This window comes from Pseudomonas sp. Colony2 (assembly GCF_019382755.1).
Lineage (GTDB): Bacteria > Pseudomonadota > Gammaproteobacteria > Pseudomonadales > Pseudomonadaceae > Aquipseudomonas.
Window position 1 is genome coordinate 2,853,745 of sequence record NZ_CP080030.1, and the last position, 17,199, is coordinate 2,870,943.

16 protein-coding genes and 2 pseudogenes (1 of these 18 only partly in view) are annotated in these 17,199 nt (G+C 62.9%); 13 read left to right on the plus strand and 5 right to left on the minus strand.

Annotated elements, in window-relative coordinates; genetic code table 11:
- Nucleotides 1-9: 9 nt before the first annotated feature.
- Complete coding sequence (locus tag JV201_RS11450; protein ID WP_177009345.1) at nucleotides 10-1,134, minus strand: sensor histidine kinase; 1,125 nt, start codon at nucleotides 1,132-1,134, stop codon at nucleotides 10-12.
- Nucleotides 1,135-1,345: 211 nt separating this feature from the next.
- On the opposite strand from JV201_RS11450, the gene JV201_RS11455 reads away from it, so the two are divergent.
- From JV201_RS11455 to feaR, 9 genes are all read left to right on the plus strand, one after another.
- Nucleotides 1,346-2,494 (plus strand): acyl-CoA dehydrogenase family protein, encoded by a 1,149-nt coding sequence (locus JV201_RS11455; RefSeq protein ID WP_102368716.1) that lies wholly within the window; start codon nucleotides 1,346-1,348, stop codon nucleotides 2,492-2,494.
- Between the two features lie 17 nt (nucleotides 2,495-2,511).
- Complete coding sequence (locus JV201_RS11460) at nucleotides 2,512-2,883, plus strand: hypothetical protein (protein WP_003208867.1); 372 nt, start codon at nucleotides 2,512-2,514, stop codon at nucleotides 2,881-2,883.
- A 3-nt stretch (nucleotides 2,884-2,886) separates the two neighbouring features.
- Complete coding sequence (locus JV201_RS11465; protein WP_003208864.1) at nucleotides 2,887-3,357, plus strand: nuclear transport factor 2 family protein; 471 nt, start codon at nucleotides 2,887-2,889, stop codon at nucleotides 3,355-3,357.
- Nucleotides 3,354-4,481 carry an amidase gene (locus JV201_RS11470; RefSeq protein ID WP_219406925.1) on the plus strand — a complete coding sequence of 376 codons (1,128 nt, stop codon included), beginning with the start codon at nucleotides 3,354-3,356 and terminating at the stop codon, nucleotides 4,479-4,481. Before JV201_RS11465 ends, JV201_RS11470 begins: the two co-directional genes overlap by 4 nt.
- A 24-nt stretch (nucleotides 4,482-4,505) precedes the next feature.
- On the plus strand, nucleotides 4,506-5,789 hold the full coding sequence (locus JV201_RS11475) for a Rieske 2Fe-2S domain-containing protein (RefSeq protein ID WP_102606080.1): 1,284 nt from the start codon (nucleotides 4,506-4,508) through the stop codon (nucleotides 5,787-5,789).
- On the plus strand, nucleotides 5,786-6,277 hold the full coding sequence (locus tag JV201_RS11480) for an aromatic-ring-hydroxylating dioxygenase subunit beta (protein ID WP_219406926.1): 492 nt from the start codon (nucleotides 5,786-5,788) through the stop codon (nucleotides 6,275-6,277). The genes JV201_RS11475 and JV201_RS11480 overlap by 4 nt, the downstream gene beginning before the upstream one ends.
- Before the next feature lie 139 nt (nucleotides 6,278-6,416).
- Entirely contained in the window at nucleotides 6,417-7,157 is a 741-nt protein-coding gene (locus JV201_RS11485; RefSeq protein WP_003208858.1) for an SDR family NAD(P)-dependent oxidoreductase, read from the plus strand.
- Nucleotides 7,158-7,257: 100 nt separating this feature from the next.
- On the plus strand, nucleotides 7,258-8,208 hold the full coding sequence (locus tag JV201_RS11490; protein ID WP_219406927.1) for a PDR/VanB family oxidoreductase: 951 nt from the start codon (nucleotides 7,258-7,260) through the stop codon (nucleotides 8,206-8,208).
- Between the two features lie 60 nt (nucleotides 8,209-8,268).
- On the plus strand, nucleotides 8,269-9,189 hold the full coding sequence (feaR, locus tag JV201_RS11495; protein WP_023658728.1) for a transcriptional regulator FeaR: 921 nt from the start codon (nucleotides 8,269-8,271) through the stop codon (nucleotides 9,187-9,189).
- A gap of 147 nt (nucleotides 9,190-9,336) precedes the next feature.
- Here the strand turns inward: feaR and JV201_RS11500 are convergent, their stop codons facing one another.
- Nucleotides 9,337-9,942, minus strand: coding sequence for a response regulator transcription factor (locus JV201_RS11500; protein ID WP_003212609.1), 606 nt, complete (start codon nucleotides 9,940-9,942; stop codon nucleotides 9,337-9,339).
- Between the two features lie 219 nt (nucleotides 9,943-10,161).
- On the opposite strand from JV201_RS11500, the gene hpaC reads away from it, so the two are divergent.
- On the plus strand, nucleotides 10,162-10,674 hold the full coding sequence (gene hpaC, locus JV201_RS11505; RefSeq protein ID WP_003212611.1) for a 4-hydroxyphenylacetate 3-monooxygenase, reductase component: 513 nt from the start codon (nucleotides 10,162-10,164) through the stop codon (nucleotides 10,672-10,674).
- 130 nt (nucleotides 10,675-10,804) lie between these two features.
- Here the strand turns inward: hpaC and JV201_RS30170 are convergent, their stop codons facing one another.
- The 3 genes and pseudogenes from JV201_RS30170 to JV201_RS11515 form a co-directional block, all read right to left on the minus strand.
- Nucleotides 10,805-11,635 (minus strand): methyl-accepting chemotaxis protein, encoded by an 831-nt coding sequence (locus tag JV201_RS30170; protein WP_371132386.1) that lies wholly within the window; start codon nucleotides 11,633-11,635, stop codon nucleotides 10,805-10,807.
- Between the two features lie 24 nt (nucleotides 11,636-11,659).
- Nucleotides 11,660-12,946: pseudogene (locus JV201_RS30175) on the minus strand (HAMP domain-containing protein); the annotation flags it as partial.
- A gap of 53 nt (nucleotides 12,947-12,999) precedes the next feature.
- The gene (locus tag JV201_RS11515) at nucleotides 13,000-14,322 is read right to left on the minus strand and encodes an alginate export family protein (RefSeq protein ID WP_219406929.1); all 1,323 of its coding nucleotides are present in this window, start codon (nucleotides 14,320-14,322) and stop codon (nucleotides 13,000-13,002) included.
- Nucleotides 14,323-14,548: 226 nt separating this feature from the next.
- Between JV201_RS11515 and JV201_RS11520 the strand changes: the two genes are divergently transcribed.
- The 3 genes and pseudogenes from JV201_RS11520 to JV201_RS11530 all read left to right on the plus strand — a co-directional run.
- On the plus strand, nucleotides 14,549-14,938 hold the full coding sequence (locus tag JV201_RS11520; protein ID WP_008431083.1) for a cytochrome c family protein: 390 nt from the start codon (nucleotides 14,549-14,551) through the stop codon (nucleotides 14,936-14,938).
- A 13-nt stretch (nucleotides 14,939-14,951) separates the two neighbouring features.
- Nucleotides 14,952-16,442: an aldehyde dehydrogenase family protein gene (locus tag JV201_RS11525; RefSeq protein WP_008431084.1), complete on the plus strand. Its 1,491-nt coding sequence runs from the start codon at nucleotides 14,952-14,954 to the stop codon at nucleotides 16,440-16,442.
- Between the two features lie 157 nt (nucleotides 16,443-16,599).
- A pseudogene (locus tag JV201_RS11530) lies at nucleotides 16,600-17,199 on the plus strand (IS481 family transposase); it runs 527 nt beyond the window's last position.

The window sequence follows — 17,199 nt, forward strand, 5'->3', positions numbered from 1 at the left end:
CCCCCCATCTCACGACCCCATCAAAGGCAACGAAAAACTGAACACCGCCCCACACGGCTCCAGATTCTGCGCCCAGATATCCCCCTGATGCCGACCAATGATGTTCTTGCACAACGCCAGCCCAATCCCGTTACCACCCACCTTCGACGAAAAGAACCCGTCAAAGATTTTCTCCCGCGCCACGGCCTGAATCCCGCGCCCACAATCCTCGACACTCAACCGCGCCACGTTTCCATCCCGGCAGGCATGCAACCGCAGCACCCGACGCTCCACGGGCAGCTCACTCATCTCTTCAATGGCATTGAACGCCAGGTTCAGAATCACCTGCCCAATCAGCACCCTCTCGCACTGCACCATCAGCGGTTGCGCGCTCGGGACGATCTCCAGCCGCACCTGACTCGGCTCGGCCCGCAGGCTGATGAAATATCGGGTTTCCTGCAGCAACTCATTGAGGTCCACCCACTCCGCGCTCTGCTCCAGCTTCACCACATAATCACGCACACTCTTGATGATCGTTGACGCATGCTCGACCTGCCGCACGGCACTTTGCAGCCCCCAGTTCACCCCCTGGTCGGCACTGTGGGTATCGCCCAGACGAATCAAAACCCCCTCGATAAAATTGCGCGTGGCCGCCAGTGGCTGGCTCAACTCATGAGCAATCGCCACCGCCATCTCGCCCATGGCGTTGTATCGGGCCAGGTATTCAAGCTGCTGTTCACTGACACGCCGGGCTTCCTCGGCGCGGATCAGGTCCCGCTTCACCTTGTCTTCCCGGGAAATATCACGGAACTGCACCATCAGCACGTCGCGCCCGTCCAGGTGCACCAGCGTCGCGACCGCTTCCGAAAGAATCTCCACCCCGGCCTTGGAGCGATAACACCACTCGATGGTGCGCTGGCCACTGCGGGCCGCGCGCTCAAGCCAACGCAAGCCGATGGAGCGCTTGTACTTCGGTGCGTCCCGGGTCATGTCCGGGGCCTTGAGCGGGATCAGTTCTTCCAGGGTAAACCCCAGCGCCGACAGCGCCGCGGTGTTGGCCCAGAGGATGTCCTTGCTCTGCGCATCGTGAAGGATGGTGCAGATCGGCATGGCTTCGATCAGGGTGTGGAAATCATTGTTATTGGGTAGGTACATCGCGTAGCCCTTGGCGGTGGAGGGGACGACTACGGTGGCAAGTTATACCGGTTTGCATCGGGGGGCACGCTCAGAAGTAATCGGGGGCGCACTAGGGGATTTCTTTAGCCGGTGGGCTGCACGCCCCAATAGTTGACGGTGGTCGGGCTTTTTACACTGGACCTATCAACGCCCGACACGGCGTCCATAACAACTACAACGGAGAAAGCCCATGCTGCGTTCGGCCCTCGTGCAACCAGACGCTTTACCCGACGTGCAGCCCGCGCTGTTCCAGCAGGTGCTCGATGAAGTGCGCCAGCGCCGCGACGAGTTCGACGCCGGCTCCCACGTGCCACGGGACATGATCGAACGCTTCAAGCAGGTGGGCATCTACCGGGCGGCCACGCCCCGTTGTTTCGGCGGCGATGCCCTGGCCCCCGCAACGTTCTTGCAGATGATCGAGCGCATATCCGAAGCCGATGGCTCCGCCGGCTGGGTCGCCAGCTTCGGCAGCGCCGGCGTCTATCTTGCGGCCTTGCCCCAGGAAACCCTCGCCGAACTGTATGCCGACAGCCCCGATCTGGTGTTTGCCGGTGGCCTGTTCCCGTTGCAGCCGGCGGAAACCGTCGAGGGCGGCTGGCAGGTCAACGGCACCTGGAAGTTTGCCAGCGGCTGCAAAGGCGCCGACCTGCTGGGCGTGGGCATCGGTGCGGCGGGCGGCAAGCCACGCACTGCCGTGTTCAAGCCCGGCCAGGTTGAAATCATCGAAAACTGGGACGTGGTCGGCCTCAAGGGCACCGGCAGCCATGACCTGCGAGTTACCGACCAATACATCGACGAGCGCTGGACCTTCATCCGTGGCGGCGCCGCCACCATCGACGAGCCGCTGTTTCGTTATCCCTCGATTGCCTACGCCGCCCAGGTGCTGGCGGTGGTCAACCTCGGCCTGGCCCGCGCGGCCCTCGATGAAATCAGCGCCATGGCCAGCGGCAGCGGCATCACCGGCGCACCGAAACTGGCGGACCGCGCCTACGTGCGCATCGAAATCGCCAAGGCCGAAGCCCGGCTGAGTGCCGCTCGGGGCTTTTTCTACGGCGCCACCGAACAAGTGTGGAACTCGATCCTCGCCGGCAACCCGGTCACGGCCGAGCAAACCAGCCTGTTGCGCCTGACCGCCATTCACGTGTCCCAGGCCGGCGCCGCCGTGGTGCAGAGCGCCTACAGCCTGGCGGGCACCACCGCGATCTACCTGCGCCACCCGCTGCAGCGCTACCTGCGCGACGCCATGGTGGTGACCCAGCACGCCTTCCTCAGCGAAGGCCTATACGACGGCGCGGGCTCGGTGTTCCTCGGCGTTCCTCCATTTCCTGGCTACATCTGACTTTCAAGGATCAACCCATGTCCCAAGCCACTCAAGAACCGCTGCGCGTCGTCTTCTGCATCGGCATCACCCAGAACTTTTTCGACCTGCCTACCGGCGAAGGCCTGAGCGTGTGGAAAGGCTTCAGCCAGATGATGGGCGACCTCGGCGCCATGCCGGGCATCAACGTGCTGGGGGCGATGGATGACGACCGCTTGATGGTCGGCCCGTCGACCACCTCGCCGTGGACCGTCTACATCATGGCCGACGTCGACTGCCACCAGTCGGTGATCGACGCCTGCAACCTGTTCCGTACCACGCCGGTGGGTGAATACAGCCTGTGGCGCTACGCCAAGGTTGAAGCGCGGATCGGCCGCCCGCTGACCATTCCCGAAGCGGCCAGGGTGTGAGCCATGGACCTGTTGCAGCGTGTTGAAACCCTTGAAGGGGAGAGCCAGGTAAGGCGCTTGATGGCGCGCTACATGGACCTGTGCGACGTGCCCCGGGCGGCGACCAACGTTCGCGAGTTGGCCGAGCTGTTCACCGTGGATGCGGTGTGGGAAGGCATTGGCACAAGTACCGCGCAGACCTTCGGCCAGCATCGGGGGCGCGACGCGGTGGCGGCGTTTGTCGGCAGCTACCTGCCACCGTCGGAACACTTTGCGCTGAACCTGCATTACCTCACCAGTGAGTCGATCCAGGTAGACGGCAGCGCGGCTGCAGGGCAGTGGATCATGCAACAGATTTCCACCTACGCCGACCAGCGCAGCGAGTTGTTCGGCACGCGGCTGGCCATCGATTTTCGCCGTGTCGACGGCACCTGGCTGATCGCGCATTTCCGTACGCAGCGCCTGTTCAATAGCATGTTGGGGGTGAACCCATGAGTACCTTCGTCAGCGAATTTTTACTCGGTGGCAGCGGCCGACGCGTGGCCATCAAGGATTCCATCGACATCGCCGGGTATCCGACCCGCTCGGGCAGTCGTGCCTTTGCCGATGCTCCGCCGGCGACGCGGCATGCGCACGTGGTGCAGGCGGTCCTGGATGCCGGCTGGCAGATCGTCGGCAAGACCAGCCTGCATGAACTGGCATTTGGCGTCACCGGCATCAACGACTGGAGCGGTACGCCCGTCAATCCCCAGGCGCCGGATCGGGTGCCGGGCGGCTCCTCCAGCGGTTCGGCCGCGGCGGTTGCGGCGGGCCTGGCGGATATCGCCATTGGTACCGACACCGGCGGCTCGGTGCGGGTGCCGGCGGCGTGCTGCGGGATTGCCGGGTTGAAACCGACCTATGGCCGAGTCAGCCGCATTGGCGCGCAACCGGCGGTATCCAGCCTCGATTGCGTCGGGCCGTTCGCCGCGAACATGCAGGACCTGATTGCCGCGATGCAGGTGATTTGCCCGGGTTTCCAGCCACAGGCGGCGCCGTCCGGCAGCGTGCCGGTGGGCTTTCTGGATGTGGCCTGTGAGCCATGGCTGAAGGCGAGCCTGATGGCTGCCGTCGACGCGGCCGGCTGGCGTCAGCAGCGTCTGCATCTGGACGACTTTGACACGGCGTTCGGCGCCGGCCTTACGGTGATTAACGTGGAAAACTGGGCAGCCTTCGGTCACCTCACCGGCAAGGGCCTGATCGGTGCGGATGTCGAACAACGCTTGTTGGCTGCCAGCCGCACCAGCGCTGCTGATTTGGCCGAAGCCGAAGTCGTGCGCACCCGCTTCAGTCATCAGGTGGACGCCGCGCTCGAAGAATTCTCCGTGTTGCTGCTGCCGACGATGCCAGACCTGCCGCCGACCCTGGCCGAAGCCCGCAACGGCAGCCAGGCCGTGGCCCGCATGACGCCATTGGTGCGGCCATTCAACCTCAGCGGCCACCCGGCGTTGACGGTGCCGGTGACCCTGGCCGCCAGCGGGCTGAAGGTCGGGCTGCAGATTGTCGGCCGCAAGGGCCAGGACGAATGGGTGTGTGCCCTCGGCGCACAACTGCAACAGAGCATCACGGCTCGCCAATAAGAACAACGCCTTGAGGAGGGCTCCATGAGTACCCATGAATACCGGCTGATTGCCAAATCGAAAAGCCTCGACGAGTTGGTCAAGCACGATCGCGTCGACGTCTCGCTGTACAACGACCCGGCGCTGTTCGAGGCCGAACTGGAAAAGATCTTCTACCGCACCTGGGTCTGGGTCGCCCATGAAAGCGAAGTGAGCAACAGCGGCGACTTCAAGACCGCGACCATCGGCCGGCGCCCGGTGATTGTGGTGCGCGACAAGAAAGGCGCGATCAACGTGCTGGAAAACCGCTGCCGCCACCGTGGCGCCACGGTTTGCGAGAAGCACAAGGGCAACGCCACCGGCTTCACCTGCCCGTATCACAGCTGGTCCTATGGTTTGGACGGCAAGCTGCGGGCGCTGCCTTACCCGGACGGCTACGAAGGCATCCTGGAAAAGTCCGAGTTACCCCTGACCAGCCTGCGGGTGGACAGCTACGCCGGGATGGTATTCGCCAGCTACAACGACGATATCGAACCGTTGGCCGACTTCCTCGGCGGCGCCAAACACTGGATGGACCTGTTCATGAAGCAGGGCGCCGGCTACCCGATCAAGACCCAGGGCGAACACAAGTTCAGCTTCAAGGGCAACTGGAAGATCCAGCTGGAAAACACCACCGACGGCTACCACTTCCCGATCGTGCACAAGTCGTTCATGTCGTCGGTGGACGCCGAGACCTCGGAAATGCTCTCGTTCATGACCGACGAGCAGGCCGTCACCCATTCCCTGGGCAATGGCCACAGTGTGATGGTGATGGTGCCCGAGCATGTCGACCTGGACCACGACGACGGTACCGAGCAGTTGCAGGAGCGTTTCGCCCACGTCACCGAAGAACTGTCGAAAACCATGGAGCCGGCCCAGGTGCGACGCATCGTGCGCTCGCTGCACGGCGCCGGGTTCAACCTCAACCTGTTTCCCAATGTCGCCATGTCGATGTCGTTCTTCCGGGTGCTGCGCCCGGTGTCGGTCACCGAGACCGAAATCCGCCACGTCGCCCTGGGCATGGAGGGCGGCCCACAGGTTGCCAACCGCGAGCGCCTGCGCATCCACGAACACTTCCAGGGCCCGTTCGGCTTTGGCAGCCCCGACGACGCCGAGGCCTGGGACCGGGTGCAACGCGGCTCGTATGCCGGCGTGGATGCGCCGATCCTGGTCAACCGTGGCCTGAACCGCGAAGTGCTGGCCGACAACGGCGACAAGGTATCCCACGCCACTGATGAAGGCGGTATGCGCGGGGCCTATGACATGTGGAAAAGGATGATGAGCCAATGAACACCCTGACTGGTTTTACCGCACCGCTGGCCCAGGCCATCGAATTCATCTGGCGTGAAGCCGAACTGCTGGACCACAAGGACTACGTGCAATGGGCCGCGTTGTGGAGCGAGAGCGGGCGCTACGTCGTGCCGATCGACCCGGACACTGACGACTTTGAAGCCAACCTCAACTACGCCTATGACGATGCGCGCATGCGTGACCTGCGCATCGAACGGCTGACGGCGGGGTATTCACCGTCAGCGGTGGATGCGGCGAAAACCGTGCGCAGTGTCTCGCGATTCACCCTGGTGGAAGCGGCGGGCGAGGTGGTGGAGGTTAACTGTGCGCAGATGCTCTATGCCTACAAGCGCGGGGTGCACACGCCGTTCGTGGCCGACCTGAATTACCGCATTCGGTTCAGCGCCGGGGGCGCGACCCTGGAGCGCAAGGTGGTGCGGCTGATCAATTCCACCGACAGCCTGAGTGCACTCGGCTTTCTGTTGTAAGCACGATTCAAACAACGACACAAAACCAATGTGGGAGCGGGCTTGCTCGCGAATGCGGTGGATCAGTCGCCACATGCATTGACTGACACACCGCATTCGCGAGCAAGCCCGCTCCCACAGTTGAGATGAGGACATCCTGATGAACCGAATCGCGCTTGTAACCGGCGCCTCCCGTGGCCTCGGCGAATGCATCGCCCGGCGCCTGCACGCCGCAGGCTACCGCGTGGGCCTGGCGGATGTGCACCTGGACGGCGTGCAGCGCCTGGCCTCTGAACTCGACAACCGCGGCGAAACCGCCGTCGCCATCGAGCTGGATGTGCGCAACAAGGCCGATTTTATTCGCGCCCGGGACCTGCTCAGCGAGCGCTGGGGCGGCACCGATATCCTGGTGAACAACGCCGGGGTGTCGAAAGTTGCGGCGCTGATGGACATCACACCCGAGGAATTCGACGAATCGATGGCGATCAACCTGCGGGGCACGTTCGTGGCCTGCCAGGTGTTTGGTGCGCATTTCGCCGAACGAGGGTTCGGGCGCATCGTCAATATCGCCTCCCTCGCCGGGCAAAACGGCGGCACTGCCACTGGCGCGCATTACGCCGCGGCCAAGGGCGGCGTGGCTACGCTGACCAAGGTCTTCGCCCGTGAACTGGCGCCCCGGGGCGTGACGGTCAACAGCATTTCGCCAGGCCCGCTTGATTTGCCGGTGGTGCGCGAAACCGTGGCGCCGGAGCGCCTGGAGCAGATCCTCAAGATTATCCCGACGGGCACCCTCGGCGACCCGCACACCATCGCCGACACCGTGCTGCTGTTGATCGCCGACCACGCCGCCTCGATCACGGGCGCGTGCTGGGACATCAACGGCGGGCTGTTCATGCGCTAGTCACCCCCGAAGAGAGTGGGCCTGCTGCGCAGTCCAGCGGGAGCAAGCTCCCTCGCCACAGGTTAGCGTTCAACCGAAACAACAGGATTCAGGTGCTGCAATGATGAAGGTGAAGATCGAACGTATCGTCGATGAAGCGCTGGATATCCGTTCCTTTCGCCTCGTGCGCAGTGACGGCCAGCCCCTCGACAGTTATGAACCCGGGGCCCATGTGGACCTCACCGGGCCAACCGGCGTCACTCGCCAGTATTCGCTGTGCAGCCCGCCCCACGATGGCCGCGCGTACCTGGTGGCGGTGAAGAAAGAGGCGCAATCCCGTGGCGGCTCCCTGGCCCTGCATGAGCAGGTGCAGGAGGGCATGGAGCTGGAGATGGGCGCGCCGCGCAACCTGTTCCGCCTCGACCCGGAGGCGCCGGCCCATGCGCTGTTTGCCGCCGGTATCGGGGTGACGCCGCTGTTGAGCATGGCCTATCGACTGGCCGACAGCGGCCAGCCGTGGCGCCTGAACTATTTTGCACGTTCGGCGCAGTACGCGGCGTTTACCCAGCTGTTGGCCGATACATTCGGCGAGCATGTGCAGTTTCACTATGGCGTCGAGCCGGGCGCGCTGGATGCGGCCTTGAGCGCCTGCCTGGAGCAGGCGGGCGCGGCTGCCCACGTCTACACCTGCGGCCCCGCACCGTTCATGCACAAGGTGGTGGAAGTGGCGGCCCGCAGCCGTCCCGAGGAAGCGATCCACCTGGAGCACTTCCAGGCCGACCCAGCGGCGAATGTCGGGCCCAGCGGTGGTTTCGAAGTGGAGCTGGCCAGCTCCGGCGTGGTGCTGCAAGTACCGGCGAATACCAGCCTGGTGGACGTATTGCAGGCCCACGGTTGCGACATCGACACCGAGTGCCGCGAAGGCATCTGCGGCACCTGCATTGTCGAGGTGCTGGAAGGCGTGCCCGAGCACCGTGACAATTGCCTGTCGACCAAGGAGAAGGCCGCCAACCGGCAGATTTGTGCGTGTGTTTCCCGGGCGGTTTCCGCTCGTCTGGTATTGGATATTTGATCGGCGCTACCCGTAAGATTGCTGGGACCAAAAAAATAAAAAACGTGAGGCCTTGCGGTCATGATGAGTTCAACGGTGCAACGTAACGAATCGTTCGAGCGTTGGTTACAGCAGGTTAACCAGGCCTGTGGACGCTTCGATGCCAGGGCCCTGGGCGCGGGGTTTTATGGGGAGTTGAGCGAGTTTCGCAGCGGCGCGATCAAGCTCAGCGTGGTCGATATGGCCCAGGTGCATCTGTATCGCAGCAGCAAGGAAGTCAGTACGGGCAATGAAGGGCACTACTACGCGGTGTTCCAGTTGCAGGGCAGCGCACAGCTGGAACAGGGCGACAACCGTGCGCAACTGGGCTGCGGTGACATCGCCCTGATCGACGCCTGCCGCCCCAGTGACATGACCTACCACGACAACTCCCGGCAATTGTCGCTGATCCTGCCGCGCCAGGTGGTGGAGCGCGGTTCGCACTTCACGGCGGTCAACTGCGCGACGCGGATCTCGGCGCGCACGCCGTTGGCGCTGATGGCCAGCCAGATGGTGCTCGACACCCGCCAGCAAAACGACCTGGGCATGCAGGAAAGCGAAGCCGTGCTGGATGCATTGGTCAGCCTGCTGCTGCCGGGGATCAGCGCCCGGGACAACGGTGTGGACACCCAGGAACGGCAGTTTCGCAAGACCATCGCCTACATCGATGCGCACATCGGCGCCGAAGAACTCTGCCCCGAGCTGATCGCCCGGGAAGTCGGGGTATCGGTGCGCGGGCTGTACCGGATGTTTTCCAAGCGCGGGCTGGTGGTGGCGCAATACATCAAGCACCGACGCCTGGATTTCTGCGCCGAAACCCTGCGCCATTCGCCGGCGGAGCAGAAGCTGTCGGCACTCTGTTATGCTTGGGGCTTCTCCGACTCCAGCTACTTCTCATCGGCGTTCAAGTCGCGCTTTGGCGTGTCACCGGGCGAGTACCGCAAGCGCTATAGCCATCATTGATGCGTGCCGCTCCCGAACCTGGAATGCATTTTCCTGTGGGAGCCGGGCTTGCCYGCGATGCAGGCCACTCGGTCTGACAGGTAMACCGCMGCGATCCCWTCGCAGCCYCGCYRARGCTCGACAGCTCCCACATTCAATCATCGCGCCCTAGGGATACAGCACCTCGCGGACCAGCATGGCGATGCTGGTCACGCCCATCTTTTCCTTGATCTTGGTGCGGTGCACGTCAACGGTCTTCACGCTGATGTTCAGCTCGCGGGCAATCACCTTGCTCGCCTTGCCGTCCACCACCAGCATCAACACTTCTCGCTCCCGGCTCGTCAGCAGCGCCAGCTTGCCTTGCAGGTGCTCGCGCTGTTCCTGGTCGGCCTGGGCCTGTACAGCGGTCTTCAGCGCGGCCTGGATGCGGTCGATCATCTGTTGCGGGTTGTAGGGCTTCTCGACGAAATCCAGCGCGCCGTTTTTCATTGCGGTGACCGACATCGGTATGTCGCCGTGGGCCGACACGAAGATGGTCGGCAAGGTGCTGCCGCGCCGGTTGAGGATCTCCTGCAACTGGAAGCCGCTGGTCTGCGGCATGCGCACGTCCAGCACCAGGCAGGCGGGCTGGCGCGGGTCGTAGTGCGCAAGGAACTCTTCGGCCCCGGCGAAACATTGGGCCTTTACGCTGACCGACTCCAGCAGCCAGGCCAGCGAGGTACGCAGGTCTTTGTCGTCATCAACGATGTAAACAATCGGTGTGCGAATTTCCATCAGGGACTGCCACGAGAATTTCTAATTATTGTTTTCGCACGCGGGCACGCTGCGGCGGACATTGGCTCATCTGTGGAGCCTTGCCAGCAGAATACCCAGTGTGAACGGCCCTGACGATAAAGAAACCACCTAGTCGGCATGGGGATCGTCTGAATGGTCGCGCCGCACGGGGCGTCTTAGTCTTGTGGCATCACCCACGGACCGTAAAGGGGCACCGACATGGCCGACCTGAGCCAGCAGCAAATCGACTTTCGCAACGCCATGGCGCAACTGCCGGCCGCGGTGAACATCATCACCACCAACGGCCCGGGCGGGCGTTGCGGGATCACGGCGAGTGCGGTGTGCTCGGTGACGGATTCGCCCCCCACGGTGTTGGTGTGCGTGAACCGCGGGAGTGCAACCCATGATGTGTTCCGTACCAATGGGCAGCTGTGCGTGAACGTGCTGTGCGGGGAGCAGGAAGAGCTGGCGCGGCACTTTGCCGGGATGACCCAGGTGCCCATGGCGGAGCGGTTTGCCTGGGACCTGTGGGACGGAGGCGAGGCGGGGGTGCCGGTGCTGCGGGATGCGCTGGTGCAGCTGGAAGGGCGTATCAGTGAGTGCAAGGAGGTAGGGTCGCATTCGGTGATGTTCGTGGAGTTGTCGCGGGTTGGGGTGCGGGGGCAGGGCGACAGCCTGGTGTACTTCAACCGGCTGTTTCACCGGATTGAGCATGCTGGCGCCCATTGCTGAAGGTTCAGGAGATCAAATGTGGGAGCGGGCTTGCTCGCGAAGGCGGTGTATCAGAAACCTATTCAGTGGCTGACACTCTGTCTTCGCGAGCAAGCCCGCTCCCACATGGGGCCTGCGGGGCAGTTGTTGGTCAGATGCGAAAGCTGCCCACCAGCTGATTCAAGCGTTCCGCTTCACGCTCAAGCTCGGTACAGGCCTGCAGCGTCGACTGCAGGTTTTCCACCCCGGCCTGGTTCAGCATATTGATCTCGGTAATGTCCACATTCAGCGCTTCCACCACCGACGTCTGTTCCTCGGTCGCCGCCGCCACCGACTGGTTGACGTTATCAATCTCGCCAATCCTCTGCGTCACACTGGCCAGCCGCGTACCCGCCAGGTTGGCGATGCTCACGCTTTCCTCGCTGTGCTGCTGGCTCTCGGTCATGGTGCTGACGGATTCCCGTGCGCCCACCTGCAACTCTTCGATCATCTGCTGAATCTCCAGCGCCGACTCCTGGGTGCGATAGGCCAGGCTGCGCACCTCATCGGCCACCACCGCAAACCCGCGCCCGGCCTCACCGGCCCGGGCCGCTTCAATGGCGGCGTTCAGTGCCAGCAGATTGGTCTGCTGGGAGATGCCCTTGATCACCTCCAGGATTTGCCCGATGTTCACCGTCTTGTGATTCAGCGCATCGATGTGCACGCACGAGGCGCTGATCTTGCCCGACAGTTCATTCATCACGGCAATCGTGCGCTCCACCACCTGGCGCCCGTCCTCAGCCTGTTGCCGGGCGCCGGAGGCTTGCTGCGAAGCATCGGAGGCATTACGGGCGATTTCCTGGGCGGCGGCGCCCAGTTCGTTGATCGCCGCCGCGACACTGTTGGTGCGGGTCGCCTGTTCATCGAAGTTGTTCAGCGAGGAATTCGAGGCCAGCAACACCCGCTTGACCACCTGGTTGACCCCGAGCCCCGCTGAAGACACTTCGCGGATCGACTGGTGGATACGTTCGACAAAACGGTTGAAGGCGCTGGCCAACTGGCCGATCTCGTCCCGGGATTGCACCTCCAGCCGCCGCGTCAGGTCGCCTTCGCCCCGGGAAATGTCCTCCATCACCCGGGTCAGGGTTTGCAGCGGCCGGATGATGCGCAGCGCGGCGTACCAGATCAACAGCAGGCCGAGCAGGGCTGAGCCGCCACCCAGCAGCAGTTCCAGGGCGGTGCTTTTCACCCCTTGGGCATCGAGTTGCTGTTGCAGCGCGGTGACCGGCGCCAGCAGCACCGACTGCGGCACGCCCACCAGAACGCCCCAGTGTGCGGCACCGGCAATCGGTGCCAGCGGTTCGAGTAGCTTGATTTGCTGTTGATCGACAAAGGTTTGCGGTTGCCCCTGGCGCAACGCGTCCAGTACCTGGGCGCCATCGTGCATGACTTCGCTGATCGGCTGCCCGAGGCGGCTGGCGTCCTCGCTGTAGGCGGAAATCACGCCTTTGGGGCTGACGATGCTGACTTGCCCGTGGCCGTCGAACAGTTGCCCGGCGCTGGTATGGCTGGCCTGTTGCAAGGCCGCCAGGTTGATGTCCAGGCCAATCACCGCGATCACCTTGCCGTGCTCCATCAGCGGGAACGCAATGCTGGTCACCAGCTTGCGGCTGCCGGAAGCCTCGTCGAAATACGGCTCCAGCACACAGGCCCTGGCGGTGTCGCGGGCGCAGGTGTAGAAGGCGTTGTACGGCGCGCCGCTGGGGCCGGGCGAGGTATTGGCCAGCAGCGCTTCGTCGCCGACTACCGCTGTCAGTTCACCCGGGGTGGCCTGCACCCAGTATTGGGCGAAGCGCCCGGCCTCGTTGCTGCCGACGGCGGCCTGGTCGACGAAGTGGGCATCGTCACCGTCCAGGGCATTGGCTTCGAAAATGACGTAAATCCCGAGCAGGTCGGGCTTGTCGACCAGGGCCTGGCGCAGCTGGGTATTCAGCTCCTGGCGCAACTCTGGGCGGGTCAGTTTGCCCTGTTGTTGCAGTTGCCGCAGGTACAGCACATAACGCGACAAGCCCTGGCCGTATTCATGGGTTTGCATGAAGGTGCGTTGCACCTGCATGGCCTGAACTTGCCCCAGGGCCTGCATGTGTTCCTTGGCGGCGGCAGCGAGCATGTCGCTGCTGGCCTGGGCCACGTGCTGGCTGCTCTGGTGGGTCTGGTACAGCGACAGGCTCATCAGCAGGCCGACCACCAATAACAGGCAGAGGCCGGCGAGCAGGGCGATCTTGCTCTGGATCGTGAGGAATTTCTTGTGCATTGCGAAGGCCTTGGCCAGGCGGGGCGATGGCGGCGCCACCGCCCCGGCCGGGCTTAGAAGTTAGTGGCGAACACCACTTGGCTGTAGAGGTTTTTATCGTGGTTGCCCAGCTGCGTGCCGCCTTGCTCGGCGCTCTTGTCCGGCTGGTACAGGCCGATCAGCGGCATCACCGTCAGGTGGTCGTTGACGTGCCATTCGGCGTACAGGTCCAGCTCGTGGCCGTCGTTGTTGCCGAGGTTGCGGTCGATGGTCTTGAAGTCGAACAACACCGCGCCGACGTTGAGGTTCTGCAGGGGCGAAACCTTGAACGTGACGTTCTGGATGCGTGAGTTGTTGTTGAACGGCCCGGCGTAGTTGCCCGCCACTTCACCCTGGAACCAGGTGCCGTAGCCACGGCTGAAACCGTAGAACAGCGGGTCGAAGCCTTCCGAGAAGCGGCTGTAGCGGTAGCTCACATACGGCGTCCAGGTCACGTCGGAGAAGGTCCAGCCAGCTTCCAGGTACCAGGCGTCTTCGTTGCCGGTGTGGGGCTTGTCCTGCCAGGCGTATTCGCCGGACAGGAACAGGTTGGTCACCCCGGCATTGCCCGTGGCCCGCAGGCTGTAGGTCTTCATGCCATCGCGTTCCAGCTGCGTGGGGGAGGCGTACTGCTTGTCGACGTCGGTGGTGTCGATGTACGTCAGCCCCACGGTGCCTTCGGCAGCCACGTGTTCGAGGGTGGCGACGTACATCTCGGTCTTGGCCTGGGCACGGTTATCGGACTTGAGCCACATCAGGTCGCTGCGCCAGCCGTCCTTGCCGCCCAGGCGCAACACGGCGGTTTCGTCGAAGGCCTTGCGGGCGGCGATGTAGTAGCCGCCGCCGCGATTGAGGTCGCCATCGGCCACGCCCTTGCCGAAGTTCAGCGCGTCGCCGTCAATCAGGAAACCGTCGCCGACCACGATGTTCTGGCGGCCGAAGGACAGGTCCACGCCATTCTCGCCCAGGGCCTCAAACAACTTGCCCGAGCGCCAGCCGAGGTAGGCGTCTTCGAATTGGGTGGTGCGCTCCGAACCGTCGCTGAAACCTGCGGCATCGCCGTCGCCCCAGGTGCCGGAACTCAGCAGGTTGGCCGCACCGTAGATGGTGCCGGCGCCGCTGAAATTTTTGTCGAAGCTCAGGCCGTACTTCACGTAGCCCTCGCGCCAGGACGAGGAGCCCTTGGCCAGGCGGCCGGATTGACTGTAGTTCTGCTGGCTGTGGAAGGCACCGAATACCGCTTCCAGCGTGGCGTTCAGATGACTGCTGTCATCGGCGTACAGCTCATAAGCGCCGGCCGGGTTGGCGCCGATCATCAGCGCGAGGGTCGAGAGACGAAGCAAGGGGGACTTGAGCATGGTGTGGCATCCATTCTTGTTCATGACCACAGGGTTGGGGTCTGCCGCGATACTAATGCTGGCGAAGTGACGTGCCTTTTGTCTGGTTGCCAAAGACTTGACTGTGCTTGCCAGAATCCACGGTTTGGCAGCCCGGCCAATACGACTGGCACGCAGGGCAAAACCCGAGCGACCTTGAGCCCTGACAATCGTCGGCAACTTCGATGATTTCCAAGGTCGTTTTTCTATGTTCACTGCACACAGATTTTCCCTGGCCGGCCTGCTGTCGCTGGTCCTGGCCCACAGTGCATTCGCCGCTGAATGCGGCCCTGACCAGAGCCGTGGCGCCCAGGTTTTCGCCAACGAATGCAGCGTGTGCCATGCGGTGGCGAAGGGCGGCGCGACAATGATGGGGCCAAACCTGGCGGGCGTTTACGGGCGTAAGTCCGGCTCCCTGGCGGGCTTCAGCTACTCCCAGGCGATGCGTGACAAAAACGTCGAGTGGCAAGCCGAGACCATCGCGCAATTCATCACCCAACCCCAGGCGTTTGTGCCCGGCACCTACATGCCCTACATGGGCCTGGCTTCGGCCGACGATCGCCAAGCGGTCGCCTGCTTTCTCAAAGAACAGCATTGAATACAGGTGAATCATGAGCAACGTTGAAATCCTGCCGCAGGTGGCTGCATTCCTGGACCGTCGTCATGGCTGCTTTATCGATGGCCAATGGGTATTTGCCGAGGGCGAACACATCAAGGTGATCAACCCGGCCACCGGGCAAACCCTGTGCGAAACCCTCGATGCGCCGCTGCACGTGGTGGAGCAGGCGGTGCAGTCGTCCCATGCGGCGTTCAAGTCCCGCGTGTGGTCGGGATTGCGCCCGGCCGACCGTGAGCGGATTTTGCTGAACTTCACCGCATTGGTTGAGGCCCATGCCGAGGAGCTGGCGCAGCTGGAAACCCTGAGCCAGGGCAAGTCGATCAACCTGGCGCGGGGGCTGGATCTGAACGCCACGGTGGAGTTCATGCGCTACATGTCGGGCTGGGCGACCAAGATCGAAGGGCAGACCTTTGACGTGTCCATCCCTTTGCCGCCGGGGGCCAGGTTCACTGCGTTCACCAAGCGCGAGCCGGTGGGCGTGGTGGTGGGCATCGTGCCGTGGAATTTCCCGCTGCTGATTGCGGCCTGGAAATTGATGCCGGCGCTGGCGACCGGGTGCACGGTGATCATCAAGCCGGCGATGGAAACGCCGCTGACGGCGATGCGCCTGGCGGAGCTGGCGCTGGAGGCGGGGATTCCGGCGGGGGTGTTCAACGTGGTGACCGGCGGCGGGGCCTCGGTGGGGGGCGTTCTGACTGCTCATCCGTTGGTGAGCAAGGTGTCGTTTACCGGTTCGACTGCGGTGGGCAAGAGCGTGGGGGTGGCGTGCATGGAGAACATGACGCGGTTTGCCCTGGAGTTGGGGGGCAAGAATCCGATGATCGTGTTGGCGGATGCGGATATTGATAAGGCGATCCAGGGGGCGATCCTGGGTGGGTTGCTGAACAACGGGCAGGTGTGTGCGGCGGCTTCGCGCTTTTATGTGCATCGTTCGGTGTATGACCGGTTTGTCGAGGGGTTGGCGGCGGCGGTGTCGGCGATGCCGTTGGGGGCGGGGATGGATGGTGAGGCGGCGATTAATCCGTTGGTGTCGCGCAAGCAGCAGCAAGGGGTACTGCGCCATATCGAGCAGGCCCGGGCTGAGGGGGCGCGGGTGGTGATCGGTGGGGATGAGGTTGCGGGTGAGGGGTTTTATGTGCGGCCGACGATTTTGGCGGATATCGATCATGGGATGGCGGTGGCCCGGGAGGAGGTGTTTGGGCCGGTGTTGGGGGTGATGGCGTTTGATGATGAGGATGCGGTGATTGAGTTGGCCAATGACAATCGGTATGGGTTGGCGGCCAGTCTTTGGACCAATGATCTGGGTAAGGCGATGAACCTGGTGCCGCGGATCGAGGCGGGGACGGTTTGGGTGAATGCGCATGTGTTGCTGGACCCGGCGATGCCGTTTGGCGGGGTGAAGCAATCGGGGATGGGGCGGGAGTTTGGGCGGGCGGTGATTGAGGCTTATACCGAGCTGAAGTCGGTGTGTATTGCGCATTGATTGGGGGCATATCCGTTATTTAGGTCACGGCGACTTATGGTTTCGCTCTTACAGCGAGTCACTTTGCAAAAGCGTGTACGGACCGGACACATGGTTGACGGGTGTACGGGGACATGGTTGACACTTTTCGGCGAGCTAACTACGCCGGAAAACCATCATGCCCTGGAATACGAGAGACGCCATGAGCCTGAAAAAAGAGTTCGTTGCCTTAGCCCGGCAACCCGGCAGCAATAAACGAGAACTGTGTCGACGGTTCGGTATCAGTCCCCAAACCGCGTACAAGTGGCTCGGTCGCTACGAAGAACAAGGCCAGCAAGGTCTGCTGGAGAAATCCCGCAGGCCAGCCACTAGCCCAAAACTTACCGAGCCCGCGCTGGAGACTGAAGTCTTGGCAATTAGGCGGGAGCATCCAGCCTGGGGCGGCCGCACGATCAGCAATCTGTTAGATAAGCGTATCGCTCCTAGCACTGTCACCAATGTCTTACATCGCCATGGTTTGGTTCAAACGGTCCCAAAAGAGTTACAGGCAGCAAGGTTGAGGTTTGAACACGACGCGCCCAATGATCTTTGGCAGATGGATTTCAAAGGGCATTTCCCAACGCAACAAGGCCGATGCCATCCGCTAACTGTTTTGGACGACCATTCTCGTTTCAACTTGGCAATCAAAGCCTGTGCCAACGAGCGCACAGCCACGGTACAGGAGCAGTTGATCGCGGTTTTTCGGCGCTACGGTTTACCAGCTCGCATCAACGTCGAT